The sequence below is a fragment of the Paenarthrobacter sp. NPDC089307 genome (assembly GCF_040685055.1).
GTDB lineage: Bacteria > Actinomycetota > Actinomycetes > Actinomycetales > Micrococcaceae > Arthrobacter.
The window spans coordinates 275227-300269 of record NZ_JBFBHE010000003.1; the positions used below are offsets into that span (position 1 = coordinate 275227).

20 protein-coding genes are annotated in these 25043 nt (G+C 63.6%); 5 read left to right on the forward strand and 15 right to left on the reverse strand.

The features are described from left to right. Positions 1 to 10: 10 nt before the first annotated feature. The 3 genes from AB0N72_RS08835 to AB0N72_RS08845 are packed head-to-tail and all read right to left on the reverse strand — an operon-like array spanning position 11 to position 3662. A complete protein-coding gene (locus AB0N72_RS08835) occupies positions 11 to 646 on the reverse strand; it encodes a bifunctional 4-hydroxy-2-oxoglutarate aldolase/2-dehydro-3-deoxy-phosphogluconate aldolase (protein ID WP_363932175.1) in 636 nt (211 codons plus the stop codon). Beyond that, positions 643 to 2304: a D-aminoacylase gene (locus AB0N72_RS08840; RefSeq protein ID WP_363932176.1), complete on the reverse strand. Its 1662-nt coding sequence runs from the start codon at positions 2302 to 2304 to the stop codon at positions 643 to 645. Before AB0N72_RS08840 ends, AB0N72_RS08835 begins: the two co-directional genes overlap by 4 nt. Positions 2305 to 2312: 8 nt before the next feature. After that, entirely contained in the window at positions 2313 to 3662 is a 1350-nt protein-coding gene (locus AB0N72_RS08845; RefSeq protein ID WP_363932177.1) for an amino acid deaminase, read from the reverse strand. Positions 3663 to 3765: 103 nt separating this feature from the next. Between AB0N72_RS08845 and AB0N72_RS08850 the strand changes: the two genes are divergently transcribed. From AB0N72_RS08850 to AB0N72_RS08860, 3 genes are read left to right on the forward strand one after another with little or no spacing between them, the layout of a single operon-like run. After that, on the forward strand, positions 3766 to 4806 hold the full coding sequence (locus tag AB0N72_RS08850; RefSeq protein ID WP_363932178.1) for a sugar kinase: 1041 nt from the start codon (positions 3766 to 3768) through the stop codon (positions 4804 to 4806). Then, positions 4803 to 5564 (forward strand): IclR family transcriptional regulator, encoded by a 762-nt coding sequence (locus AB0N72_RS08855; protein WP_363932179.1) that lies wholly within the window; start codon positions 4803 to 4805, stop codon positions 5562 to 5564. The genes AB0N72_RS08850 and AB0N72_RS08855 overlap by 4 nt, the downstream gene beginning before the upstream one ends. Further along, positions 5561 to 5965, forward strand: a complete 405-nt coding sequence (locus tag AB0N72_RS08860; RefSeq protein ID WP_363932181.1) for a Rid family hydrolase — start codon at positions 5561 to 5563, stop codon at positions 5963 to 5965. Before AB0N72_RS08855 ends, AB0N72_RS08860 begins: the two co-directional genes overlap by 4 nt. Positions 5966 to 6168: 203 nt before the next feature. Here the strand turns inward: AB0N72_RS08860 and AB0N72_RS08865 are convergent, their stop codons facing one another. The 6 genes from AB0N72_RS08865 to AB0N72_RS08890 all read right to left on the reverse strand — a co-directional run bounded on the left by AB0N72_RS08865 (position 6169) and on the right by AB0N72_RS08890 (position 14107). Next, on the reverse strand, positions 6169 to 6954 hold the full coding sequence (locus AB0N72_RS08865) for a polyprenol monophosphomannose synthase (RefSeq protein WP_363932182.1): 786 nt from the start codon (positions 6952 to 6954) through the stop codon (positions 6169 to 6171). 79 nt (positions 6955 to 7033) lie between these two features. After that, complete coding sequence (locus AB0N72_RS08870) at positions 7034 to 8353, reverse strand: LssY C-terminal domain-containing protein (RefSeq protein ID WP_363932183.1); 1320 nt, start codon at positions 8351 to 8353, stop codon at positions 7034 to 7036. A 10-nt stretch (positions 8354 to 8363) separates the two neighbouring features. Further along, the gene (locus AB0N72_RS08875; protein ID WP_363932184.1) at positions 8364 to 9332 is read right to left on the reverse strand and encodes an NAD(P)-dependent oxidoreductase; all 969 of its coding nucleotides are present in this window, start codon (positions 9330 to 9332) and stop codon (positions 8364 to 8366) included. Positions 9333 to 9396: 64 nt separating this feature from the next. Continuing rightward, entirely contained in the window at positions 9397 to 11904 is a 2508-nt protein-coding gene (locus AB0N72_RS08880; RefSeq protein ID WP_363932185.1) for an FtsX-like permease family protein, read from the reverse strand. Then, on the reverse strand, positions 11904 to 12674 hold the full coding sequence (locus AB0N72_RS08885) for an ABC transporter ATP-binding protein (protein ID WP_363932186.1): 771 nt from the start codon (positions 12672 to 12674) through the stop codon (positions 11904 to 11906). Before AB0N72_RS08885 ends, AB0N72_RS08880 begins: the two co-directional genes overlap by 1 nt. 98 nt (positions 12675 to 12772) lie before the next feature. Continuing rightward, the gene (locus AB0N72_RS08890) at positions 12773 to 14107 is read right to left on the reverse strand and encodes an acyltransferase (RefSeq protein WP_363932187.1); all 1335 of its coding nucleotides are present in this window, start codon (positions 14105 to 14107) and stop codon (positions 12773 to 12775) included. A 134-nt stretch (positions 14108 to 14241) separates the two neighbouring features. Here AB0N72_RS08890 and AB0N72_RS08895 point away from each other — a divergent pair, with 134 nt between their 5' ends. Together AB0N72_RS08895 and AB0N72_RS08900 are read left to right on the forward strand one after the other, a co-directional pair. Further along, entirely contained in the window at positions 14242 to 15492 is a 1251-nt protein-coding gene (locus tag AB0N72_RS08895) for a histidine kinase (protein ID WP_363932188.1), read from the forward strand. Beyond that, positions 15480 to 16118 carry a response regulator transcription factor gene (locus tag AB0N72_RS08900; RefSeq protein ID WP_363932189.1) on the forward strand — a complete coding sequence of 213 codons (639 nt, stop codon included), beginning with the start codon at positions 15480 to 15482 and terminating at the stop codon, positions 16116 to 16118. The genes AB0N72_RS08895 and AB0N72_RS08900 overlap by 13 nt, the downstream gene beginning before the upstream one ends. Before the next feature lie 15 nt (positions 16119 to 16133). On the opposite strand, the gene AB0N72_RS08905 is transcribed toward AB0N72_RS08900, so the two are convergent. The 6 genes from AB0N72_RS08905 to AB0N72_RS08930 are packed head-to-tail and all read right to left on the reverse strand — an operon-like array spanning position 16134 to position 24910. After that, positions 16134 to 17246, reverse strand: a complete 1113-nt coding sequence (locus tag AB0N72_RS08905) for a dipeptide epimerase (protein ID WP_363932191.1) — start codon at positions 17244 to 17246, stop codon at positions 16134 to 16136. Between the two features lie 38 nt (positions 17247 to 17284). Then, positions 17285 to 18931 carry a helix-turn-helix domain-containing protein gene (locus AB0N72_RS08910; protein WP_363932192.1) on the reverse strand — a complete coding sequence of 549 codons (1647 nt, stop codon included), beginning with the start codon at positions 18929 to 18931 and terminating at the stop codon, positions 17285 to 17287. Beyond that, positions 18931 to 20925 (reverse strand): S9 family peptidase, encoded by a 1995-nt coding sequence (locus AB0N72_RS08915; RefSeq protein ID WP_363932193.1) that lies wholly within the window; start codon positions 20923 to 20925, stop codon positions 18931 to 18933. Before AB0N72_RS08915 ends, AB0N72_RS08910 begins: the two co-directional genes overlap by 1 nt. Further along, complete coding sequence (locus tag AB0N72_RS08920) at positions 20922 to 21926, reverse strand: ABC transporter ATP-binding protein (protein ID WP_363932195.1); 1005 nt, start codon at positions 21924 to 21926, stop codon at positions 20922 to 20924. The genes AB0N72_RS08915 and AB0N72_RS08920 overlap by 4 nt, the downstream gene beginning before the upstream one ends. Continuing rightward, complete coding sequence (locus tag AB0N72_RS08925) at positions 21923 to 23923, reverse strand: dipeptide/oligopeptide/nickel ABC transporter permease/ATP-binding protein (protein WP_363932196.1); 2001 nt, start codon at positions 23921 to 23923, stop codon at positions 21923 to 21925. The genes AB0N72_RS08920 and AB0N72_RS08925 overlap by 4 nt, the downstream gene beginning before the upstream one ends. A 3-nt stretch (positions 23924 to 23926) precedes the next feature. Continuing rightward, positions 23927 to 24910: an ABC transporter permease gene (locus AB0N72_RS08930; RefSeq protein WP_363932197.1), complete on the reverse strand. Its 984-nt coding sequence runs from the start codon at positions 24908 to 24910 to the stop codon at positions 23927 to 23929. Between the last annotated feature and the right edge of the window lie 133 nt (positions 24911 to 25043).

Genomic DNA, 25043 nt, shown 5'->3' on the forward strand with positions numbered 1-25043 from the left:
TGGGTGAGTCCTACTTGAGGGTGCTGGTGAAGGCTGCGGCGCGTGCCGCGATGTCTGCCCAATCGCCTGCAGCGACTGCCGCGGGCGGGACCACGCTGGTGCCGCAGCAGACTGCGGCAGCACCGGCGTCGAGGTAGCTCTTGGCGTTGGAGGCGTCGATACCTCCGGAAGGCAGCAGCCGGACGCCCGGATACGGGCCCCGCAGGTCCTTCAGGTACGCCGGGCCGAGCTGCCGGGCTGGGAAAATCTTGACGACCTCGGACCCGAGGTCCAGGGCTTGGGCCACCTCCGTGGGGGTCATGGCGCCAAGGCTGAACGGGATGCCAGCGGCCGCTGCGACGGCGGCGACCTCCGGCCTGAGGCCCGGCGTCACCAGGAACTGCGCCCCGGCGTCGATCGCTGCACGGGCCTGGTCGCCGGTCATCACCGTTCCAATTCCGACGGCGGCGCCGTGCTGGGCCGCGGTCTCCGCCGCGCGCTGGACGTGCCTCAGCGCATCCGGCGTGGTGAACGTCAACTCCACGCTGCGGATGCCGCCGTCGGCCAGGGCCTTGCAGAGGTCGGCGGCGTCGGTGATGGACGGTGCCCGGACCACGGCGAGCGTGCGGTCCGTTTCGAGTTGCTGGACGAATTCTTCGGGGGTCATGGGGTGCTGCTTCCTACTCGGGTGAGGCCATCGCTGTGTCGGCGGAGGGCACGTCCGGCGCGCGCGCCGGTGGGTTGGCCGCCGTCGATCGCTGCCGTGCCGTTGACGAACACGAACCGGATGCCGCTGGCGGCCTGGCGGGGGTTTTCGAACGTGGCGGTATCGCGGATGGTTTCGGGATCGAAAAGTACGACGTCGGCGGCGAACCCTTCGCGGACCAGTCCCCTGCCGTGGAGCTTGAGTCGTGCGGCAGGCCGGCCCGTGAGGTGGTGGACCATTTCTTCGAGGCTGAGCAGCCCGAGGTCGCGGGAGTAGTGGCCGAGGTAGCGCGGGAACGTTCCCCAGGCGCGGGGGTGGGGCTTGGCTCCGACCAACAATCCGTCGCTGCCGCCAGTGTGCGTGCGGTGCTTCATGATGGCCTGCACGTTTTCCTCGTGGCCCACGTGCTGGAGGATGCCGGTGCCGAGGCGGTCTTCGGTGAGGATCCGGACGAAGACGTCGAAGGGCTCCTGCTGCGTTTCCGCTGCAATGTCCTTAATGGTCTTGCCCACGAAGCCTGCGAGCGCCGGGTTCTGGACGCCGCTGATTTCCAGGGTCTCCCATTCGGCAACGACGCCGTGGCAACCGTCGGAACCGTAGATCTCCACGGCTTCCCGGATCCGCGCGCACGTTTCCGGATCGGCGAGGCGGGCCAGCGTGGCGTCCGTTCCGCCGGATGAGGCCCAACTTGGGAGGATCGCGGAGAGCGTGGTGGCCCCCGGGAGGTAGGGGTAGGTATCCAGGGTGATGTCCACGCCGTGGTCCAGCGCTTCATCGATCAGGTCCAGGAGTTCCCCGGCACGGCCCTTGTTTTCGGCGAAGTTCATGGTGGCGTGGGACAAATGCAGTGCGCACCCTGTGTCCCTGCTGAGGGAGATCATCTCCGCGTAGGCACCGAGGGCGCCCTTGCCGTAGGAACGATGATGCGGGGCATAGAAACCGCCGAGCTCTCCCACTGTGCGGCAGAGTCCGGCGAGCTCTTCGGTCTGCGCGTACATGCCCGGTGTGTAGGTCAGCCCGGAGCTCATGCCCACGGCGCCTTCCTGCATTGCCGCGCGGATGACGTCCTGCATCTGTTGCTGTTGTTCCGGTGTGGGGTCACCTTCGGCGAAGCCCATCACCATGGCGCGGACGGTGCCTTGGGGGACGAGGTAGGCGGCATTGGTGGCGATTCTGCCGCCTTCTGCAGGGCCTTCCAGCTCCTCAAGGCTGTCCAGGCGGTCAAGGTACTCCCCCACGGTCCGCCAGTTCCAGTCAAAGTCCACCGGGTTGTCGTTCCACCCAGCGATCTTTTCCCGGACGGCCGCCAAGGTGGCGTCGTCCACCGGCGCGTAGGACAGTCCGTCCTGGCCCAGCAACTCCGTGGTGACGCCTTGGCTGAGCTTGGCGTAGTGGTCCCGGTTTACCAGCAACTGCAGGTCCGAGTGTGCGTGCATGTCAATGAATCCGGGGCTCAGGACCAGGCCGGACGCGTCAATCACCCGGTCCGCGTCCACCGCGGTGAGGCTTCCGGCGTCGACGACGGCGGCGATCACCGCGCCGTCCAGCAGGACGTCCGCCGTGCGGCGGTCCGCTCCGGTGCCATCCACCAGGATGGCGTTGCTGATGAGGGTCTTCATGGCCGGTCCTAGAAGAAGGTGTGGATGAGGTCGACGACGGATTGGTCACCGTTGGTGTCGGACAAGACCGGAATGACGGTCCATTTGTCGAACGCCGTGCACGGGTGGGACAAGCCCAGCCGGACCACGTCGCCGGGGCGGACGGAGGTGGTTTCGGGGTTGAAGGTCATGAAGGAGTGCTGGTCGTTGACGGAGGTGATCTGCGCGCCGGCCAGCGGTTCCATGGCTTGGCCGAGCATCGGGCCGATGAGCTGGGGCTCTGGCAAACCTTCATCGAAGGGCAGGTCCCGCTTGCCGGCGTCGAGGATCGCCAGGCCTGGCTCCGGCTGCGACACCACCCGCGCCCAGCCGTGCATTCCGGCAGTGAAGGGCTGATCGCCGGCCCGGGAGAACGGCGAGATTCCGCGGTAGAAGCCGTCGTCGTGGATGATGTAGGCGCCGCTGCGGATCATGAGGTCGACGCTGGGATTTCCCATTTCGGCACCGGTACTGATGCATGGCGAAAGGACTGTGACGACATCGTCGAAGTACGCGCTGCCTCCCGCAGTGATGAACACGGACCCCGATCCGTACAACCGGGCGGCGAGCAGTTCCTCATGCAGGAGCCGCATGTCGGCGAGGTAGCCGCGGACGGCACCGAGTCCGGCGTCGTCCGCCGTGTGCGCGAGTGAACCTTCATAGCCGCTGACGCCCACCAGCCGGAGGTGATCCGCGGCGTCCACGGCCTGGGCAACCTCCATGGCGGCATCAACGCCCCGGGCTCCTGTCCTGCCGCCGGGTGCGCCGAGCTCCACGAGGACATCCAGCACGGCGTCCGTGCCGGACAGGGTGCGTTCGATCACTGCGACCGTGTCTACGGAGTCAACCCAGGACAGGATGGTGGAGTCCTGCCCGGCGACCCACTGGATCGCGTGCGGATCCGTGAGGCTGTTGGCGAGTTGCAGGTTCTGCACGCCAAACGCACGGGCAACCCGCAGCTGCGCAAAGTTGGCCAGCGTAATGCCCCAGGCACCACGCTTGAGCTGCTCGGTCCAAAGCTGAGGGGACATAGTGGTCTTGCCGTGTGGAGCCAGCAGCACACCCTTTTCGGCGCACCACGCCGCCAAGTGGTCGGCGTTGGACTGGAGTGCGTGCGAGTCCAGCGTGAGCAGCGGGGTCTGCAAATCGGCCAGGGTGTGCCGGGCCGCCAGGAACTCTGCGTGGGTGACCCCGTTGGCCGTGGCGGGGACTGCCTTGTGATGCCAGTCGAGGCGGCGGTCTGACAGGGATGCCACGGCGGTTGCCGAGATGGCTTCGGATGTGTCCACGCGTTGATTCCCTTCGCGGTGCTGCGGCGTTGAAGCTGCGTTGTGGGTCATTTTACTTGCGTTGCGTATTTTGCAACGCTGGTTGCAAACCTGCTGGTGATATGTCTAACATGGTGGCGGATCGAGAGTCAAGGCCGCTGCAAGGCGCGTGAACATGGGAGAACGAGTGCTTTCAGCTGTATGTATTGGCGAAACCATGGCCATGCTCACCCCCGTCCAAGCGACCCCGCTGCACCTGGCCACCGAGCTGCACTTCGGGATCGGCGGCGCTGAATCCAACGTCGCCATGGGCCTGGCCGCCATGGGCCTGAAGACGCACTGGGTCAGCCGGGTGGGCCACGACGGCTTCGGCACCCGCATCCTCCACGAACTCCGCGATCACGGCGTCGGAGTCTCCGGAGTAGAGGTGGACGCACAGCGGCCCACCGGCCTGTATGTGAAAGTCCCCGCCCAGGATTCAGACCCCGACGGCGGCAGTTCAGTCCTCTACTATCGGCAAGGTTCCGCGGCGTCGGCCATGGGACGGGACACTCTTTCCAATCCGGCAGTTTCCTCGCTGCTGGAGAAAGCTTCGCTCATCCACTTGAGCGGGATCACCGCCGCGCTCTCCCCTGAGTGCCTGTCCCTCCTCGAAGCCATCCTCACTGCGCCCCGGAACGGCCGGACCATCAGCTTCGACGTCAACTGGCGCGAAGCTCTGTGGGCAGGGCAGGATCGCGCCGTCCTGCAGCGGTTGGCGAACCTGGCCGACGTCGTCCTCGTCGGTAAAGACGAAGCCGAGCACGCCTTCGGAACCACTGACGAAACCGAACTCCGCCGCCTGCTGCCGGACCCCGCGGTGCTTGTCATCAAGAACGAGGCCATCAGCGCCATTGCACTGACGCGCGGCACGGCTGACGCAAGTGGCACCCGGGAAGAGGTTCCCGCGCTGTCCGTCGACGTCGTCGAGCCCGTTGGCGCCGGTGACTCGTTCGCCGCCGGGTACCTCAGCGGCATGCTGTTCGGACTCGGGCAGAAAGAGAGCTTGCGCCGGGGCCATGTCGCGGCGGCCTGCACGCTGACGGTCCACGGCGACCGCGGGCCGTTGCCGTCCGCAGACGAGCTCGCTGTCATCCTCGATTCTTCGGATGACGCCTGGGCTGCTATCCATGTTGAAGACGGACAATTCAACACAAACCGGAGCGTGACACCTTGAGCCAAAGCCTCATGCGGGCCATCGACCTGCTCGGCGAACTCGCCGCGAAGCCAGCAACCCTGGATGAACTCTCGTCAAAGGCCTCGGTGCACAAGACCACCGTGATGCGACTCCTGCACGCGCTCGAGGAAAAACGGCTGGTGGTGCGGGACGAGGACCAGCGGTTCATGCTCGGTTCCAAGCTGTTCGAACTGTCCTCCCTTGCCCTTGAGCAACGGGACATCCGCAAGGTGGCCCACCCGCATCTGGCCGAACTCAACGGCAAGACCGGGCACACCGTGCACCTGGCCGCCTTTGAAGGGAACGAGGTGGTGTACATCGACAAGTTCGAATCGCACCACCCCGTCCGCATGTACTCGCGCATCGGCTTGACTGCATCGCTGCACTCAGCCGCTGTGTCCAAAGTCCTCCTCGCCGATATGCCGCGCAGCCGGCAGGAAAAGATCGCGGCCGGGTTGGACTACGTCAAAGTTACCGAGAACACCCTGACCTCGCCGGAGGCCTTGTTGGCCGAACTCCAGCAGGTCAAGGAACAGGGCTGGGCCCACGACAACGCCGAGCATGAAGCGTTCGTGCACTGCATCGCGGCCCCGATCCGCGACGCCAGCGGCGCCGTTGTTGCCGCAGCCTCTTGTTCGGTACCGGTAGTGATGCTCAGCTATGAAGGCCTGCTTGAGCTGCTGCCCGACCTCAAAGCCAGCACCGAGGCCATCTCCGAAGACCTCGGCTGGATCAGCCACGAAAGGAACCCAGCATGAGCGAAAAGACCGTAGTACTCACCGAAAACGCCCCCGCCCCGGCACACGTATTTTCCCAGGGCATCAAGAAGGGCGGCATGTTCCAGGTGTCCGGCCAGGGCCCCATGGATCCGGCCACCAACCAGTACATCGGCGACGGCGACGTCCGCGTCCAGACCCGCCAAACCCTGGAAAACGTCAAGACCATCCTCGAAGCCGGCGGATCCTCCGTTGAAGACGTCCTGATGTTCCGCGTCTACCTCACCACCCGCGACGACTTCGCCGCCATGAACGAGGTCTACGGTGAGTTCATCCGCGAGAACGTACCCAGTGGCCTGCTGCCGAGCCGCACCACGGTGTTCGTGGACCTGCCGCACGAGGTCATGCTGGTGGAGATCGACGCCTTGGCCGTCACCGCCTGACCCTCACTCACTTCCCGCGTGCTTGAGCCCAACGCTCATGCACATCCCGCGTGCTTGAGCCTAACGCTCATGCACCACCCGCGTGCTTGAGCCCAACGCTCATGCACCACCCGCGGGCTTGAGCACAACGCTCATGCGCCACCAGCGGGCTCGACGGCGGCACTCACTTGGGTGCCGCCGTCGGGCTTTAAGTGGTCGGAACCTTAAGAGGCGGTAACCCGTGCGGGTGCGTCCGGCTTCTGGAAGCGGAGCTCCCAAGGGGTGAGCGCGGATTCGAGTTGTTCGCGAAGATCCATCTTGGAAGCGCCCTCCACCCGCTCTTCAAAATGGATGGGAACTTCCATGATTTTCAGGCCGTTCCGGGCAGCCCGGTAGTTCATCTCCACCCGGAACGAGTACCCATCACTTCGGACGGAGGAAACGTCGATCTGCCGGAGGGCGGAGGCAGTCCAGGCCTTGTATCCAGCCGTGGCGTCCTTGACCTTCAAACCCAGGATGGCACCGACGTAAAAGTTCGCCCAGGCCGAGAGCGCCTTGCGGTGCCACGGCCATTCCGCAGCGGTGGAACCGCCGTCGACGTAGCGCGAGCCGATGACAAGATCGGCGCCGGAAGTCCCGATCCGTTCAAGCATGGTTGGGATGGCGGATACCGGATGGGACAGATCGGCGTCCATTTGGATGATGATCTCCGAATTCCCGGCCAGCGCCTCGGTCATTCCTGCCACGTAAGCCCGGCCCAGCCCATCCTTTTCCTTCCGATGCAGCACGGACAACGTAGCCGGGGATTCCACCGCTAATTGGTCCGCCAGCTCCCCGGTCCCGTCGGGCGAATTGTCGTCAACAACCAGCATGTGAAGTTGTGGAATGGCCAGTGCTTGGAGTTGAGCAACAAGAACCGGCAGGTTTTCCCGCTCGTTATAGGTGGGCACAACAACAGTTATCTTCGGATGAACAGCAGTCAAAACGTGGATCCCCAATTCGGTATTCAATGATCGCCGGGGCTCAGCGCAGTTTTCGCAGCCCTCCGGCAGGGCCAGTCTATTGAGCCAAGCTGAAGACTAAGACACCCTAACGCCCAGGTTGCAGTCGCTTCGGGGCAAGCGTTGGCGGGACCGCCGGAATCCGCTGCCGTTTGGCGTAGACACGGGCCCTCTGGCTGGAGAGTGCCAGGAGCACAAGGATGTCGGTGGCAAGGCCGGAAAGGCCCGCTTCCAAGGTGATGTTGGTGCTTCCGGTGAAGTAATCGATAGCTTGGACAACCACGGAAACGGAACTGAGGCCCATCGCCACCACGCGGGCTCCATTGCTGCCGAGGACAATCCGCCAGGCAAGGAAGATCTCACCCAACCCGAACAGCAGGACCACGATGGCAATGAAGGTGACTACCGCCGTCGTGGTTTGCGGGTCAAGGGGGTCACCGCCGGTGGTGAGTTCGGCAACCACCTCGGAAGAAGTCAGCAGTGTCATTGCCAGGATGAAGGCCGCAATGGATCTGGCCACCACCAACGCAGCCCCCATCATGGTGGGGGCCGGTCGCCGGTCGCGGCTGTCGGTTTGGCTTGAAGACTGCCGGGCCGGGACCGGCACGCGGCGCGCGTCGATGATGGGAAGGTCGCCGTCGGTGGAAATGGAATCCCCGCCGCCGTTCCGGGAGTGGTAGCCCGTGGAGAAATCCTTGATCACCTGAACGGAAACGGCAGGCACCGCAGCCGAAACGGTAGAGACAATGTGGTCCCGCTCAACGTCCGAGTTCTGCTCGATTTTGTGCGTGATCTGGAGGGTGAAGAGCGAGAATCCAACGCTGCGGTCGTAGGTGCCGGCGGCGAGCCAATCCACCTTGTGTCCTCCAGGCAACAGCCAGCCGTCCGGGCAGCGCCAGAAGCGGACGTGGTGGCGTTTGCCCGGGTTGTTGTCCACTTCCTGCTGGTACGCGAAATCCTGCTGCCGGTCGAACAAGTAGAGAGGACTCACCGGCGCCTCGGAGTAGCTTCGCCTGAAAACTGTTGAGCTGATGATGCGGCGGCTGCTGCCAAAGGTGATGTCATCGGCTTTGGTCCAGCCGGCAGCCCGCATGATGGCGTGGATCCGCGACTCGTCGCCCAGTAATGCAACGTTCACGGGATCGCCCAGGAGGCCATCGCTGGTCCGGGCCCGCCCAATGAAATAGCCGGGCACGTAGATGGTGGTGAGGATGCGGTGCAGCCGCGGCAGGAGCAGGTAGGCAAGGAACGCCCAGAAGAAGAAGTAGAACCACAGCTGACCCCAGCCCAGATGGAAGCTCTCGCCGACCAACAGGAACGCCAGCCACACAGCCGCGGCGCCGCCCAGGATGAAGAAGGCGTGGTCCAGCCAGGTGTCAGTCACGTCCTTGGTCGGCGCCTTGTACACGGAGAGCCCCCTACCCTTCGACGAGGCTGAGTTGCTTGTGTTCGATGAGCCACCGCACCGACTCGTGGACGGCCGCCTCCGGTTCGTAGCGGGGCGCGTAACCCAGCCGCGACTTGGCTTTCCCGATGGTCAGGCAATGGTTGCGGGAGAGGTGTGCCCAGCTTGTTTCTGCGTGCTCCTGCGTGGTGGTTCGGCGGAATTCCTCCCACCCGACCGTTTCAAACTGTGGGGTTTGCCCGAACCATGATGCCGCGATCCGGGCATAGCCGCGAACGCTCAGGGCGGTGGGAGCCACGATGTTGAAGTCTTCGCCAGCGGCCGCTTCGCGTCGCTCGATGGCTTTTTCAAATGCCTGGGCGAGGTCGTCCGCGTGGACGTGATGCATCATTTCCGCACCACTTCCGGGCATTTGCACCGGCTGCCCGGAAGAGATCTTCTGCCACACCGTGGGATCGAAGTTGCCCAAGGGCCCCACCGGATGCCAGCCCGGCCCCACGATGTGTCCGGGATGCAGGGACGTGGTGACCAGACCGCCGGATGCCGTCTCTTGTTTCAGCATCCGGGCTATGTCGCGCTTCTGGACCCCGTATTCATCACTTGGTTCGTCGGCAGAATCCGAGCCTTCGGCGATGGGCAACTTCAAGCTGGCGCCGTACCTCCAGATGGATCCACAGTGCAGGAGATGTCCCACCTCGCCGCGGAGCCGACCCACCAGCGCGGTGGCGGAGTCGAGCGTAAAGCAGACAAGGTCAACCACGACGTCGGCACGCAGCTCCGCGATTCGGTCACCGAAGATGCCGTCCCGGTCCTCCTGCTCGCGGTCCGCGACTACCTGGCGGACCTGCTGCCACTCCGGCGCGTCGGTGTAGGGCCTGCTGGTTCCACGGCTGATGTTGATGACCTCGTGCCCGGCTTTGACCAGCCTGGGGACGAGGAACGAGCCGATGTGTCCACTGCCGCCGATGACTACTGTTTTCATGGCTCTCCGATGTTTCTTTTCGGGAAAGAAAAGGCCTGGAATTACACAATAGTGAACTTACCCCTTACTCCCGGGATCCAATCTCCTGAATGGGACGGATCCGCAGGGTGGTGTGCGTGGAGACTGCTAGGGCAACAAGCGCCAGGGAACACATGGATATTATGACGGCCACGCTGGGGACCAAAGACAGGTGTGGAACTGCTTGGCCGGTGACTCCCACACTCATGCCGACCAGCGGCGGAACGGCTATGGCGACGCCGAATACGGCGGCGAACAGGGCCACCATGGCTGCTTCCCTGCGCATCATCGAGCGCACCTGCTTCCGGGATGCGCCCACCAGCTGCATCAACGCAAACTCACGTGACCGTTGTCCTGTGGCCATCATCAGTGTATTCACGACTGCGATTGCGATGTACCCCAGGATCACAATGAGGGCCACCATACCCACCCAGCCCTGCTGCGAGCGCCCTGCCGATCCGACCGGATCCCCGATACCGCCCCCGAGGACAAATCCTGCCTCCGAAAGGGCAGCACGCGTAGCGTCGACGTCGTTTCCGGGCTCAACCAACGCAAACCCGCTTAGCCCGGATGTAGTGTGCGAACGCACCACATCGCCGGACATCGTGACGTCGCCAAATCCCAGGCCGCGTTCGTAGATCGCCACGACCCTCGCCTCAAGTGGTCCGCCATCTCCAAAGTTTCCGGCAACGGTATCGCCGACGTTGAGGCCGAGCATCTGCTGGGCGTCACTGCTAAGGGCGAGTTGCTGCTCGCCTGCGAGTGCTCCCAGCGATCCTTCCCGCACTTTGAGGTCCAGTGTCTTTGGCGCAGCTCCTGGGTCAATGCCTTGCACAGGGAACTCGGAACTGCTCACTGGCTGGTCATCGCTGAAGCCGGGGCGACGAAGCACCACCTGGCTCACAGCCACGGGGTTCACTGCTGTCACGCCGGGGGTCCTTCGGATGTTTTCCACGCTCTCGTTCGAAAGCCCGCCGGGAGCACTGACCCGCAGCTGGGCCAGGACGCCAGCCCGGGCCTGCGATTCCGCCTCGCTGGCAAGGATGGACGGGCCGGCGAGCTGCACCAGGCCCAGCGCGATCCCGAGCGCGATCGGCGTAATCGCCGAGGCCAGACGCCGTGCATTGACGGCGGCGTTCTTCGAGGCGAGGAACGCCGGCGCCGAAGAACGCTTAAGAACCGTCCCAATGCTACGGACGGCAAAGCCCACCAGCACAGGCCCCAGGAGTGCCAAGGAGATAATCAGGATGATCGAGGCGCCCGCTGCTGCACCGGCTGATGCTTGTCCCCGAACCACCGTGGGCACGCCGGAGAGCATCAAACCGGCAATACCCAGTCCAATGCCTGTCATCAGCCGTCCCCGTCCAATGGTCACCGGACCGTTGGCTGCCTCACGCAGTGCCTCAATCGGGTCGATTTTTGCCGGACGACTCGCCGCAATGCGGGCAGCACTCCAACCTGCGAGCAGTACCAACATCACGGCCGCACATGCGGGGGCCGGACTCATTGCCAGTTCGAAATCACCAGGAATGACACCAGATTTCACAAATGCACCCTTCAGCGCAACAGCCAGCAGATAGCCAGGGACGACACCCAAAAGCGCTGCCGCTGAACCAACCGTGAACACCTCGCGGGTGATCAGGCGATGAATCTGGGACGGACTGGCCCCCACAGCCCTCAGCAGGGCGAACTCGCGGCGACGGGATTGCACCGAAAGAGACAACGTGCCCGACACGATGAACATGGTGACGAGCAGGCAGGTACCAGCAAACGCGGCCCCAATCGTCACCAGGGATGAACGCGCCGTCCCTGAGTCCGTGAACTCAACATCGCCACGAGCACTGCCGGAACGCACAGCAAGATCAGGAAAGCGGGCAGTGATTGCCGCTGCCAGTTCCGTGGAGGAGGTCCCCTTCTCGGCGCTAACGCCGAGCACCTGCGCGGCGCCCCCGCGGGGATCCAGCTGGGCGATTCGTTCCTCGCTGAGGAACACATGGCTGGCCCGCACGGGTTCCTTAGGGGCCTTCACCACGCCCACCACGCGATATTCAGCGCGCCCACCTCCGTGAGACAGAGGAATCGTGTCCCCAATACGGGCAGTCGAAGACGCCGTGACCACCACTTCATCCGCTGCCGAGGGCGCTTTTCCTTCCCGGATCTCAAAGCCGCTGAAGCCTCTCGCCTGCCAGGGGTGTCCCTCCAGGATCCCCTTTTCACCTGCCAGCCGGACGGTAACGTCCGCGACCACAGAGGAAACCCCTGGGAGTGTGGCGATCACCTGCGCCGCGCCGGCCGGAAGCACGGCACGCTCTTTCAGAGGCACTGGGATGTCTCCCTCCACCGGAAGCGATTGCCTGCCCCCAACAACCACATCACTTACGGCGTAGCGCTCGGGAGCTATGCCTCCGCGGATGCCGGACTCCACCAACACCCCGAGCCCTGTGATGAGGGTTGTCGCGACCAAGATCGACACTGCGACACCCAGGAAGCTGGTGCGGTTCCGCCGTAATCCTGCCCGGACGAGGCGGGCGAAGGTCAGCCGTTTGCCGGCCATTACCACTCCCCCAGTTCGCTCATGTGGTCACTGATCTGAGTGGCGTTGGCGCCGCCGAGATGTCCGGCGAAGAGGCCATCAGCGAGGAAGACAACCCGGTCAGCGTGGGAGGCAACCACGGGGTCGTGAGTGACGATCACCACCGTCTGCTCCAGTTCGCGTGCCGTTTGGGCCAAAAGATCCAGAACCTGCTTACTGGAACGGGAATCCAGGGCGCCCGTGGGTTCATCTCCGAAGACGACGTATGGCCTGGTGATCAAAGCCCTTGCGATCGCGACTCTCTGCTGCTGACCGCCGGACAGTTCGGAAGGCTGCCGTTCCCGGCGGCTCTCCAGGCCAACTGACTCAAGCAGGAAGTCCAGCCACCCCCTATCCGCACGGCCTCCTCCGAGGAGCAGCGGCAAGCAGATATTCTCTTCCACCGAGAGGGCGGGAAGCAGGTTGTACGCCTGGAATACGAAGCCTACGTTGTCCCGGCGGAAGGCCGTAAGGGCGGATTTGGAAAGTCCCGAAACCTCCGTGCCACCGAGGCTGACAGTGCCGCTGGTTGGCGTGTCCAGGCCGGCTGCGCAATGCAACAATGTGCTCTTGCCTGAGCCGGACGGACCCATGATTGCGGTGAAGCTGCCTCGTTGGAGGGACAGGCTCACACCGCCCAAGGCAGTTACCGGATTAGTCCGGGAACCGTACGTCTTGACGACGGAATCGAGGCAGAGCACCTCGGTGGACTGATGCGTCGCCCTGGCGACGTCGGGAGCGGATGAGATCATACTTCAACGCTAGGAGGCGCGCGCTGGCTGTCCCATCCAGCCAGGCACCGGACTCATGGTGGTGCCAGCTATACCAAGTTGGCACCTCCGGTATGACGCTAACGAACTGGACGCAGACGCGGGAGGTTTGTATGGCCCGTCAGTGCGCACGAGAAGAGAAGGACGCTCACGCCAGCGGTTATCGGGGTGATTCCTTCCACCAGCAGGACAATTACTCCCACCACTCCCAGCAGGGTGCTGAACACAACCCGGCTGGAACTGCTGGGGCGATCGCGTGGATCGCTGCCCGCGCGTTCGAAAATGCCCAGCACGTGGACGGTAGGAACAAGTGCGCAAAGGCAAGCCGCCAACCAGTAAGACCGGGTAAACCACCACTCCGCGCTCCCGGGAACGGGCAAGTGCAGCGGCAGGATCAGCAGCATGCCCGCGACCGCCACCAGAACCGGCATGTGCCAGAGGTAAATGGTCATGGCTCGTGTCCCCACCGAATGGGTGAGCTGCATGACAGCCGGATTTTCTGCCCAGGCGCGGATGGCAGGCTGGCAAAGGGAGAAGATCATCAGCTGTATTACGGCGAGCAACGCCAAGGCACCCGTGGGCGGGTTGAGATTGACGTACATGTCAGCGGAGTACCAGCCCGCGGCCACCGAAACCATCAGCAAGCCCAGCGTGAGGCCCGCAATCCATCCCCTGACCGCCGGCGTCGTGCGTTCCAAAAAGCCATCCGCGAGCCAGAAACCCAACTGCTGTATGAAGAGCCAAACAAAGGCGAGGTTCGCGTAGCCGACGGCGGTTTGGTCTGTCATTATGCGGAGCGCGTCCACTGCAAGCAGGCACAGGAACAAACCCAGCATGGTGCGGATCCTGGCCTTTTGATGCGCTCGGGCCATCAACGGAACCAGCGCGGAGCAGCCGATATATACAGCCAGGAACCACAGAGGTTGGCTTATGCGGTAGCCGGCGGTGGAGACAATGTCCGAGGGAAGGCCCGCCAAAGTGAGAACGAGCAGTCCGGCTCCAACAGCGCCGACCATGACTGCCGCCGGCACGAGGAGCCGCAGAAGCCGGGAACGGACGTAGTCCGCGGCGCTGACTCCTCGGGCTGACAGTGATCGCCACTGGGAGATTGAGCTGAAGCCTCCTGCAATGAAGAACAAGGGCATGATTTGGGCAAACCACGTCACCGGGACAAACCACTCCTGCCCATCCAGGGCGTTCTCAAGGACAGGTCCCTCCGGTCCGATACTGACGCCAACCATGAGGGCATGAAGCAAAACCACCACTATCAGGCAAAGGCTCCTGACGACGTCGATACTCAGGTCCCTGGGCGCAGATTTCGGGACGTCGAACGGGCGTTGGGCTGCCACAACGGGCGTACCGCCCGCCGTTAACTCCGCCCTCCTTATAGCTGTTGTTGTCTCTTCGGAATTCATGTTTTCGACGCTACGGATGGACGGCAGCGTCCACGATGGTGCAGGCTGCCTTCTTCCTGATGGTGGCAGCTACACCCTCCAAAGGTGGAGCTGGCTACACCGACAAGGGAACGCCTCTAGGGCAGACTTTAGGGGTGATCAAAAGACGACTTGGGCGATGGTGTCGCGCCTTTGCCTACCTCGCCGGAGAAATGGTGTCCGGGTTCATTTCCATGGGCTTCTTCATGCTCGCTGCGATCCTCACGCCGTTGCTTCTGTTCAGTGGGGGATGGCTCATCGCCCCCCGCGCCGTGGCAGCACTCCGTTGGTGGGCGACGCTTGCCCGGAACCGCACAGGCCGGTACCGGGAAAACGCAGTTCCCGCCGAATACATACCGATCCCGGACAAACCGTCCTTCGAGGAACGGCTGCGTCTCGTCTTCTCGCGCCCCACCGGACGCGACGCCGTCTGGCTGCTGGGGCATGGGCTGATCATCCCGATTCTCGCAGTTCTCTGTGTGGGCCTTCCCTTTGCTGCCGTGAACACGCTCCTGATCCCCAGCTACTGGTACCTGTTGCCTGAGGATCAGCCGGTCAGCAGCATCTACCCGGTGACTTCATGGGAGGGTGCCTACTGGATGCTGCCTATCGGCCTTGGTTATGCCGCCCTTTCGTGGTGGTTGATCCCGGCTGCGGCCAGGATGATTGCCTGGCTCCAGTCGGTGATCCTGGCACCTTCGAAGGCAACGCTGGCGGAGAGGGTGACGGCGTTGACGGCAAGCCGCGCCGCTGCCTTGGACGCGCACGCCGCCGAACTAAAGAGGATTGAGCGGGACCTCCACGATGGTGCGCAAAACCGATTGGTGGGTGTCGTCATGATGCTTGGCCTGGCCGAACGCACCCTTGAAAGGAATCCCGCTGAGGCGCTCCCCCACGTCCGGCGGGCGCAGCAGGCGGCCTCCGAAGCACTGGCGGGTTTGCGCACGGCCGTCCACGACATTCACCCGCCCATCCTGGACGAACTTGGGCTCGAAGGGGCCCTTTCGGCACTGACGGGGCGGTCAGCCATCCCGTGCCTCCTGACCCTGACCGAACTCCACAGGGTTCCTGCAGCCCTCGAGTCGGCCTGCTATTTCATCGTTGCCGAGTCCCTGACCAATGCGAACAAGTACAGCGATGCGACACAGATATCTGTTTCGGTCAGTCGGGACGCGGTAACCGCCGGATCGAGGGATAAACTACTGGTCGCCGTCGAAGACAACGGTTCCGGCGGCGCGTTTGAACGTCCAGGCGGAGGCCTTGCAGGCATCCGCCGCAGGACCGAGGCCTTCGAAGGATCGGCCCGGTTTGAGAGCCCGCCCGGGGGACCAACAACAGTCAGAGTGGAGCTGCCGTGCGAGTGGTAATAGCCGAGGACGACGCCCTCCTGCGGGAAGGGCTCTCACTTCTCCTCAAAAGTGAGGGGTTCGATGTCGTGGCCGCGGTGGACAATGCCGAAGACTTCCTGAAGGTTTTGGACGAAGCGGATGTGGCCGTCCTGGACGTGCGGATGCCCCCCACTTTTACCAACGAGGGGCTGCAAGCAGCCCGGGAAGCCCGACGACGGCGGCCCGGCTTCCCGGTGTTGGTCCTGTCCGCCTACGTGGAGGACCGCTACGCCGGCGACTTGCTGTCTGAAGGCGCTGCCGGCCTTGGCTACCTGCTCAAGGAGCGCGTGGGAAAGGTGGCCGAATTCACGGATACCCTGCGGCGCGTGGCCGGGGGCGCCACTGTCATGGATCCCGAGGTCATTTCCCAGCTCATGAGCCGACGTGGCGCCACCGATCCTGTCAGCACTTTGACGCCGCGCGAGCGCGATGTGCTGAGCCTGATGGCCGAGGGACTGGACAACCTTTCAATAGCCGCCCGGCTGGTGGTTACCGAGACGGCCGTCAGCAAGCACATTGGCAACATTTTCCAGAAGCTGCAGCTGTCCACCATGGACAGGGGGCATCGGCGCGTGCTGGCTGTCCTTGCCTACCTGCGAAGTTGAACCCTCCCTGGACGGCTACGCCAGGACCTCGCATTCGCTCACAGCCAACTCTGCCAGGACGTCCACGTCAACTTCGACGCCCAACCCGGGTTTCTCCGTCACCTGCACGTCCGGAACCACGTATTTCAGGTCTCCAGGCTCCTTTGCGAACCTCATGGGACCCGAAAGTTCGGTCGACACGATGTTTGGGTGGCTGAGCGCCAGGTGGAAGCCGGCCGAGGACGCGATGCTGGTTTCCAGCATCGAGCCGATTTGTACCTTCAGCCCCCCAAGTTCAGCTTGGGTTGCCAAACGGTGGCATGGCGTGATGCCGCCGCTCTTCATCAGCTTGAGATTGACCATGTCCACTGAGCGATCACGGACAAAATGCGCCAAATCCCGGGTATCCACCACGGCTTCGTCGGCCATGAGCCGCATGGACGTTCCCTGCCGCACCAACCGGAAACCGTCAATGTCATCGGCCAGGATGGGCTGTTCCACCCAGTCCACGTCGAATGGTTCCAGGGCCCGGATCATGGCGCGGGCTGTTGCCGGGTCGCCCCAACCTTGGTTTGCATCCACGCGGATCCCCATGTCCTGGCCGATGGCGGCCCGGACGGCCCGCACCCGTTCAATGTCCTGGCCGTCGCCGCCACCAAGCTTCATTTTGAGGTGGCGGTAACCTTCCTGCCGTGCCTGGATGGCTTGTTCCGCGAGAACATCCGGGGCCAGGATGCTCATCACCCTGGCAATGGTTGGTTGCTCTGGCCGACGCCCGCCCAGCAAGGAATACACCGGGCGCGCTGCTGCCTTCCCTGCCAGGTCCCAGCAAGCAATGTCGACTGCGGCTTTGGCTGCCCCGCAACCCTTGAGGACCGCGTCCAGCCGTTGATGGACGGCCGTGATGTCGCGGGGGTCCAGCCCCAGAACCGCTGGCACCAGTTCAGTTTTGAGGGCTTCAACGGTTCCTGTGGGTGTCTCACCGGTGATATGCCCGTCAGGTACGCTCTCGCCATACCCCACCAAGCCATCGTCCGTTTCGAGGGTGAGGATGATGCTTGGCATGGACGGGTACGTCGCGTAGGACACCACGAAAGGTTCAAGCAACGGAAGGTCAATCAGGGTGATGGTAGCGCGGGCGAGTTTCATAGGGGTTCCTATCGACTGATGAACGGAGGGGCGATACGTCACTTGGAGGGCTGTGACAGGATGCAGAGTTGAAGCATGGCGGCGAACCGGGTCCTGGGATCGTCCAGGTCCAGTCCTCCTACCAACGCCAAGCGCCGGAGCCGGTACCTGAACGTGTTCGGGTGGATGTACACGGAAGCCGAAGCGGTGGCCACATCGCCAAAGGCATCCAGCCATGCGCGCAGGGTGTCCACGAGGTTGGCGTTGTGTTTCGCGTCGTACGCGTACAAACGGGCGATCTGTCCGGTTGGTTGTTCACCCCGGGACGCCGCGAGGTCGGACAGTTCAAGGATCAGCGCCTCAACGTGGACATCGGCCAAGCGTGCAACGCGTTGTCCCTTGGCGTTCCCGGTGCGCAGTACGCGCAACACACGGTCTGCACTGGTCTTGGCTGCCGGCAATTCAGCCACCCCTCGAGCGAGGCTTCCGACGCCAATGGCCGCGTTTGCGCGCCCGCCCAACCTCCGCAGGAAGTCGGCGCCGGTTGACGCCGCGCGTTCTTCTCCTTGGTGATCTTGCCCTACGGAAAACAGCGCATAAGTGATGTCTCCAAGGAGGGCGACTGCACTGTTTGGCTGCAGGGCTCCCAGATGCATGGCGAAGCTGTCGTTGATTCTCTGCCGTTCCATGGCCAGCCCGGCGTCTGTTTCCAGATGCGGTTTACGACCCGGGTCCTGAAGCACTGCCAAGGCAAGCACCACCAAGGGCTGTTCGGCCAGACCCAGACGGTCCAGGGCATCCTGCGCGCCAATACCGCCTTCAAGAGCCTTGCCCAGCAGGTCGGCGCGCATCCGACGCTCTACATCGGCATCTGTGTGGAGCCGAAGCAGATGCAGCGCCACCAACTTGGCGGAGTCTTTCAAGGACTCCATCCTTTCTTGGCTCAGCGGGCTCCTCACAGCCACCCAGATGGAGCCGAGGACCTCGTCGCCGGCGCGGACGGCAACGGCGACACGTGGAAGGGAAACCGCGTCAAGGGATGGCGGCAACGCAGCAACGGTGACCGGCCCGTCCGAGCGGTACAACTCGCGGAAAACGCCCCTCTCGACAAATACCTGGGAAACCGCCTGGGGCACCTGGCGGCCCAGGATCGTTTCCACCCTTGAGTGGTCTGCTTCATCCTGTCGTCCTGAGAACGCGAGTACCCGGGAGTTGCGGTCCTCGATCGTGACCGGAGCGTCCATGAGGGCCGCAATGGCGTTGGCCAAGGAAAAAAGGTCACCGGAGGGCAGCCCGCCCAAAGTCAGGGGACCGTCAGCACGCGCGTCGCTCGAAGCCAGCAGGGTTCGCAGCATTGCCGCCAACTGGGCCCAGCCTGCCCCCGGCGTCAACCCCAGCAAGGCAACTCCCGATTCCCGGACTGCCTCAGCAATACGGGGGTCTGCCGCAACAGGGGCACGGACTATCAGCCCCAAGGCCCCTGATCCGCCCAGGCGCACCAGCAAGGAGGCGATGTACCCGGCATCCTGAAGGCCTATGCCCAGTACCAGGGCATGGGGCGGCAGCACCGGTTCGTCGAGGGGATCGTGAATGACGATCCCGCCGATCTCCTCTTGACAGCCGATATCGCCGTCAACGTGCTCAAGAAGGGTGGCCCCGAGATCGTCCAGAAGGCGCCCCAGGCTGACGCGTGGATGTAGGTCCATCATTCAAACCCCGCCTCCAAGGCCAAACGCGGTACCCCACCAAGCCGGCCGCCATTGGCGTGTTCCTCGATCCACTCAACAATGCGGCGATTGAAGTCGATCCGGTGGGACGGTGGACCCTCATCCGGGAACAAATGGGAGCCCCCGGGATAAAGGACCAACCGGCTCACCACGCCCCTTTCGCACAGAGCCGCATGCCACTGTTCCGCTTGGCCAACCGGGCACCGGAGGTCACTGGCGCCGTGGAGGATAAGCGTCGGCGTCGAGACGTTGTCCACCATCGAGATGGGCGACATTGCCTCGTAAGCCCCGCCGTTCACGGCGGTGCATCCGAGTTCGCATTGGTTGAAGAAGTGTCCGCTGTCAGAGGTCCCCGCGAAGCTCCTGAGGTCACTCACCACCCCACCTGCCACTGCGGCAGCAAACCTGTTGTCATGGCCGGTCAAGTAACAGGTCATATATCCCCCGTAGCTGTAGCCGGTCACCGCCAAACGATCCGGGTCCGCGACACCTTCAGCAACAAGCTCATCCAGCGGTCCCAAGAAATCAGGGGCATCCGCGATCCCCCAACGCCCGACTGCAGCCCGGTAGAACTGCTCTCCATAGCCATCGCTGCCCCGGACGTTGAGCAACAGCACGGCCCACCCACGAGCCGCGAGTTCCTGATGGTAGACATTCACTTCATCCGCAGCACTGTTCCAGGCGTTGTGCGGGCCACCATGGATGTCCAGGAGCAAAGGCTGGGCTTCCACGACAGCCGGGTCCCGCATCAGCCAACCGTGCACCACCGTGCCGTCAGGGGTCGTGAACTCCCGCTCCTTGCGCTCGAACAGTTCCACCTCCGCCAAGTTCGCCCCGTGCCCGGTGAGGACCCGCACGGCGCCCGATTCCACGTCCACGCTTGTAACTTCTCCGAAAGAGGTGGGCGTCCGGAGGATCGTGACAGCCGTAGTGCCGGCAACGGACAGCTCCGAGACCACAATGCCGTCTCCGTCCAGCAGCGGGCTCGGGAAACCGCCGTCGGCGTCTACTTCAAAAAGGTGCGTACAACCGCGGTCCCGCAGGCAGAACAGCACGGTCTTGTCGTTGTTCACGAGTCGCGGCGAAGCCCCCGGATAGGCAGGCGCCCCGGACATGACGTTTCGATCCAGAGCTTCCGACAGGTCTGTGCCAAGGCCACCATCCAAGGGAAGCCGAACCAGGGAACTGTGGCCCACCGGCCGGCTGAGAACCGCAAACAAGGATTCTCCATCCCCCGCCCATTCAAGCGCGCTGACAACAACGTCGGAGGGGCCCACCACTACGGGGGCAGCCTCCGGCTGATCAACATTCACCACATGAGCCGGCGCCACCAGGCTGGCCTCGTTGTCCACTGCCGGCCCTGCGGAAAAGGCCAAGCGACGGCCATCGGGAGACCACTCGGGATCCCTGACATGCCATTCCCCATGCGTCAGCTGCATGCACGCTCCGCTGGACGGCTCCAGGACATGGAGCTGCCGAACCAGCGATCCCAACATGCCAACACCGTCCGACCGGTAGTTCATGCCATCGGCAACCATCGGGGCATCTGCCAGCTGATGCTGCCCCTTTTCCCCAATGCTCGGAGCGGAACCGGACACGAATGCGGCGAAAGCCAACCGCGAACCGTCGGGACTCCACACGGGTTTGCCCGCTCCCGGCGGCAAGGTGGCTGCCGTCGCCACGCTTCCGTCGTTGAGGTTCATGATGCGGAGATTCTTCTGCCCCCCGGATTCGTGGACGAACGAAAACACTCCATCAGCAAGCCACGCGGGTGCTGACTCATTGTTGCTGAAGGTGAGCTGCCGGGGTGAACCACCACGAGTGTCCACCAACCAGATGTTCCGCTGGGTACTGTCCGTGCCGGCGTCGAGCGTCCGCAAAACGTAGGCGACCAGCTGGCCGTCCGGCGAGAGCGCAGGCTGCTCCGGGACCGCGAGATCCAGAACGTCCTCGCAGCGAAGCCTGCGGGTCATGGCTGTCCTGCCTTTCCTGAAAGCAGCAGTTCATCTGCAAAGTGGCAGGCGGCGGCGTGCCTGTGGCCGTCCGGGGCTGGGTCCACGTCTTTACAGACATCACGACCCGGAAGGACCAGGGGGCCAATCGGGCACCGCAGGTGGTACCTGCACCCGCTTGGCGGGTGGTGGGGGTTTGCTGGTTCTGCGTCATTGACGGCGCGGACGGCTGGGTCTGCCGCGACCGGCGTGAGGTCGGCACTGCTGTTGCCCGGTACAGCGGCCAGCAGATCCTTGGTATACGGATGTTGGGGATTCGAGAGAATCTGTTCTGCGGGCCCCTGCTCCACGATCCGCCCAAGGTACATCACCGCAATGGTGTCAGCGACGTACCGGACGACGGCCAGGTTGTGCGAAATGAACAACATGGACAAGCGGAGTTCCCGTTGCAGGTCCCGCACAAGGTTCAGGACCGTTCCTTGGACCGATACGTCCAGCGCTGACGTGATCTCATCCGCCACGATCACCTCCGGCCGCCCGGCCAAGGCCCGTGCCAAGGCAACCCTCTGCAACTGGCCACCTGACATCTGCCCGGGGTAGCTGAATGCCCGCTGTGGATCCAGGCCCACAAGCTCCAGGAGCCGCTCTACCTCGGCGGTCCGGATTGCGGCCCCCTTCACGGAACGCGGAATGGACTCGGCGATCGAGTCACCAATCCTCATTCGGGGGTTCAGCGACGAATGGGGATCCTGGAACACCATCTGCAGCGGCCTGTTTCCACTTCGTCCGGGCCGGAGGCCGTTGCCATCGACCAGGGGTTTGCCGTCGAACAGGACTTGGCCGCCGGACAGGGGCGTCAGGCCCGCGGCGGCACGGGCCAACGTCGATTTTCCGGAGCCGGATTCGCCCACCAGGCCAACCACCTGGCCTTGCGGCACCACCAGGTCAACGCCGTCCACGGCGGTCATGCCGCGGCGGCCACCGAAGCGGACAGAAACCTGCTGGAACCTCAATTCGTTCATGACGCGTCTCCTTGCAGTGCTGCGGCGTGCAGTTTCAATTCCACCGGGACCCGGCGCGGCTCCGCTTCATCCGAGGGGTGCCAACATGCCACCCGGTGTCCATCCTCGTGCTCCACCAGCTGGGGATCTTCGCGGGTGCATCCTTCCGAGGCCTTGGAACAGCGGGAAGCGAAAGCGCATCCTTGCGGCAACTGCGACGGATCGGCTGGACGTCCTGGAACCACAGCCAAGGGGCTTTCCCGGTCCGTATTCATGTCTGGAACCGCAGCAAGAAGTGCTTGCGTGTAGGGGTGCTGCGCCCGGCCTAGCTCCGAGGCGGGAAGGTCTTCCACGATACGGCCGGCGTACATCACCAGGACCCGTTCACACACCTGTCCTACCAGGGTGAGGTCGTGGCTGATGAGCAGCATCGCTACGTTGTCTTCCTGCCTGATCGCGGAGAGCAGCCGGAGCACCTGTTGCTGCACAGTCACATCCAACGCCGTGGTGGGTTCGTCGGCCACGATCAAGGCGGGCGTGCCCATGATGCCCATACCGATCATGGCGCGTTGCCGCATGCCGCCGGAGAACTCATGGGGATACTGCTTCAGCCGCCGCTCCGCTGCCGGCACCCTGACCGCGCGCAGCCGATCAGCGGCGCGGGCCAATGCTTGACGGCGATTCATCCCCTGATGACGCATGGCGACTTCAGCGAGTTGCCTGCCGATACGCATGGTGGGGTTGAAGGACTTCATGGGATCCTGGAACACCATGGCCAGTGAGGTACCCAACAGTTGCCGGCGGGCGCGGGAAGCGCCCTTCAATTGATCCTGGCCGAGAAACTCCAGTCGGGACGCGTTGACGCGTCCGGGATATTCCACCAGCTGTGCCAGCGCCAACGCTGTCTGCGTCTTGCCGGAGCCGGATTCACCCACTACACCCACAGCTTCTCCGCGAGCCAGGGTAAAGCTCACGCCCCGCACGGGGGTGATGGGACCGTCGGGACCGGGGAAGCTGACAAACAGATCCCGGACAGTCAGCACTGCGTTATCGGCCTCCGCTTCCTCACTGGAACCCCTGACAGCGGCAGGTTGCGCGGTGGGATGCCCCAGGCCGGCAGGTGCGGGGACGCGCTGGGGTGCCGTGCCGGAGCCGACGACGCCGGTCGGGGTGCCGAGGGTTTTGGCGACGGCTTCGCCGAACAGATTGAACGCCAATCCTGCGATGACCACCGCCAGGCTCGGAGCGAGTGCCGCCATGGGATGGACGTAGATGTCATTGAGGCCTTCATTGAGCAACCTGCCCCAGTCATAAGCCGGCGGTTGGACACCGAGCCCCAGGAACGACAGGCCGGCGAAGGCGAGGAGCGCGCTGCCCGCCCCTATGGTTGCCGTCACGACGAGAGGCTCTGCGATGTTCGGGAGGATGTGCCGGAGCAACCGTTGGACCCTGCCGACTCCCGCCAATTTCGCGGCCGCAATGAAGTCGCGGTCCGCTTGGGTCGAAACCAGCGTCTGAGTCAACCGTGCAAAAGATGGTGCCGTGGCAAAACCTATGGCCAGAACCGCGCCCGTTTCACCAACGCCGAAGATTACGGCGAAGAACATGGCCAACAGCAGGCCCGGGAAAGCTACGGCAATGTTTACGAACGCCGTGACGAGCCTTCCTGCACGCCTGCCCGCCAGTGATGGAACGGTGCCAAGCACGAGGCCGGCAAGGACGCCGATGCCCGTTGCGGCCAAGGCCAGCTTGACGGACAGTCCGGTAGCAACCAGCAAGCGGAAGAACAGGTCACGGCCAAGGCTGTCTGTTCCTACCAAGTGTTCTGCCGAGGGTCCCTGGAGAATGGCTTTGGTGTTCATTTCCTCGGCCTGTCCGGACCACAGCACCGGAGCGGCGACTGCCAGTGCGAGGACCAGGAAGAGCATCACCGCTGAGACTGCGCCAACCGGAGTCTTCAGCGCAGCCAACCAGCGGGTCCCCGCCCCCGGGGTTGCTGCCTCTCTTGAAGTGCGCATAAATCAGCTCTCTTTTATCGTCGAACGTGGATCCAGCATTCCCAATGCCACATCCACCAGAAGGTTCACCAGCAAGACGCCCAACCCGTACACCAGCACCACGCCCTGCACCACGGGGTAGTCCTTGGCCAGGATGGAGGAGACGATGGTGCTGCCAAGGCCAGGCCAGGCAAAAACGTTTTCAACAAGGACTGTTCCGGCCACCATGGCGCTGAGCATCAGGCCGCCGATTGTCAGGGTTGCCGTCAGGGCATTGGGAAGTGCATGCCTGAAATAGACCATCCAGTCGGGAAGTCGCTTGGCACGGGCGGTACGGACGTAATCAGCGCCCAGGACAGCAAGCATTTCCACGCGCACTATTCGCGACAACACTGCGGCAGACCCGATTGCCATGGACAGTACGGGGAGGACGTAGGAGTTCGTGTCTGATCGTCCCGCCACAGGGAACCAACCAAGATTGACCGCAAAGAAGAACACCAATCCCACGGCCAGGAGAAACTCAGGTATTGCGGCCACCACGATAGAGGTGGTGGTGAAAGCGAGCTCCGTTGACGGCCGGCGGCCACCTCTTGTAAGCACTCCCATGAGGGCACCCAGGGGCACTGCAATCAGAACGGCCAGCGCAAAGGCAAGGCTGGCCAACTCGAAAGTGGCGGGAAAGCGGTCCCCGACCACTTGGGCCACGGGGAGGTCCGAGGTCATGGACGTTCCCAGATTGCCACTGAGCAGGCCTTGAAGGTAGTGGATGTATTGGAGCCACAGCGGATCATTGAGGCCCAAGGCTTCCCGTCGGGCTTCCACCAGTGCGGCGGGGGCCGTAGCGCCCAAGGCGGATCTCACCGGATCACCGGGGATCAGGTGGATCATGAGGAACGACGCCGTGACCAGGACCCAGATGGACACCGTCAGGCGACCCAGTCTTCGCGCCGCAAACTTTGTCCACGGACTGCCCGTTGCCTCCGCAACCAAACGTGATGCAGTGCTCAATATTCACTCCTGCTCTGTGTATCTCTGTGGACCTCCACGAGACCGGCGACCTCCATTATCCAGCTCACATTCCGGTGGACCGTTGGCCATTTCGACGACGCATCTGGCTCGGGAGAGTGGAAACGGACAACGC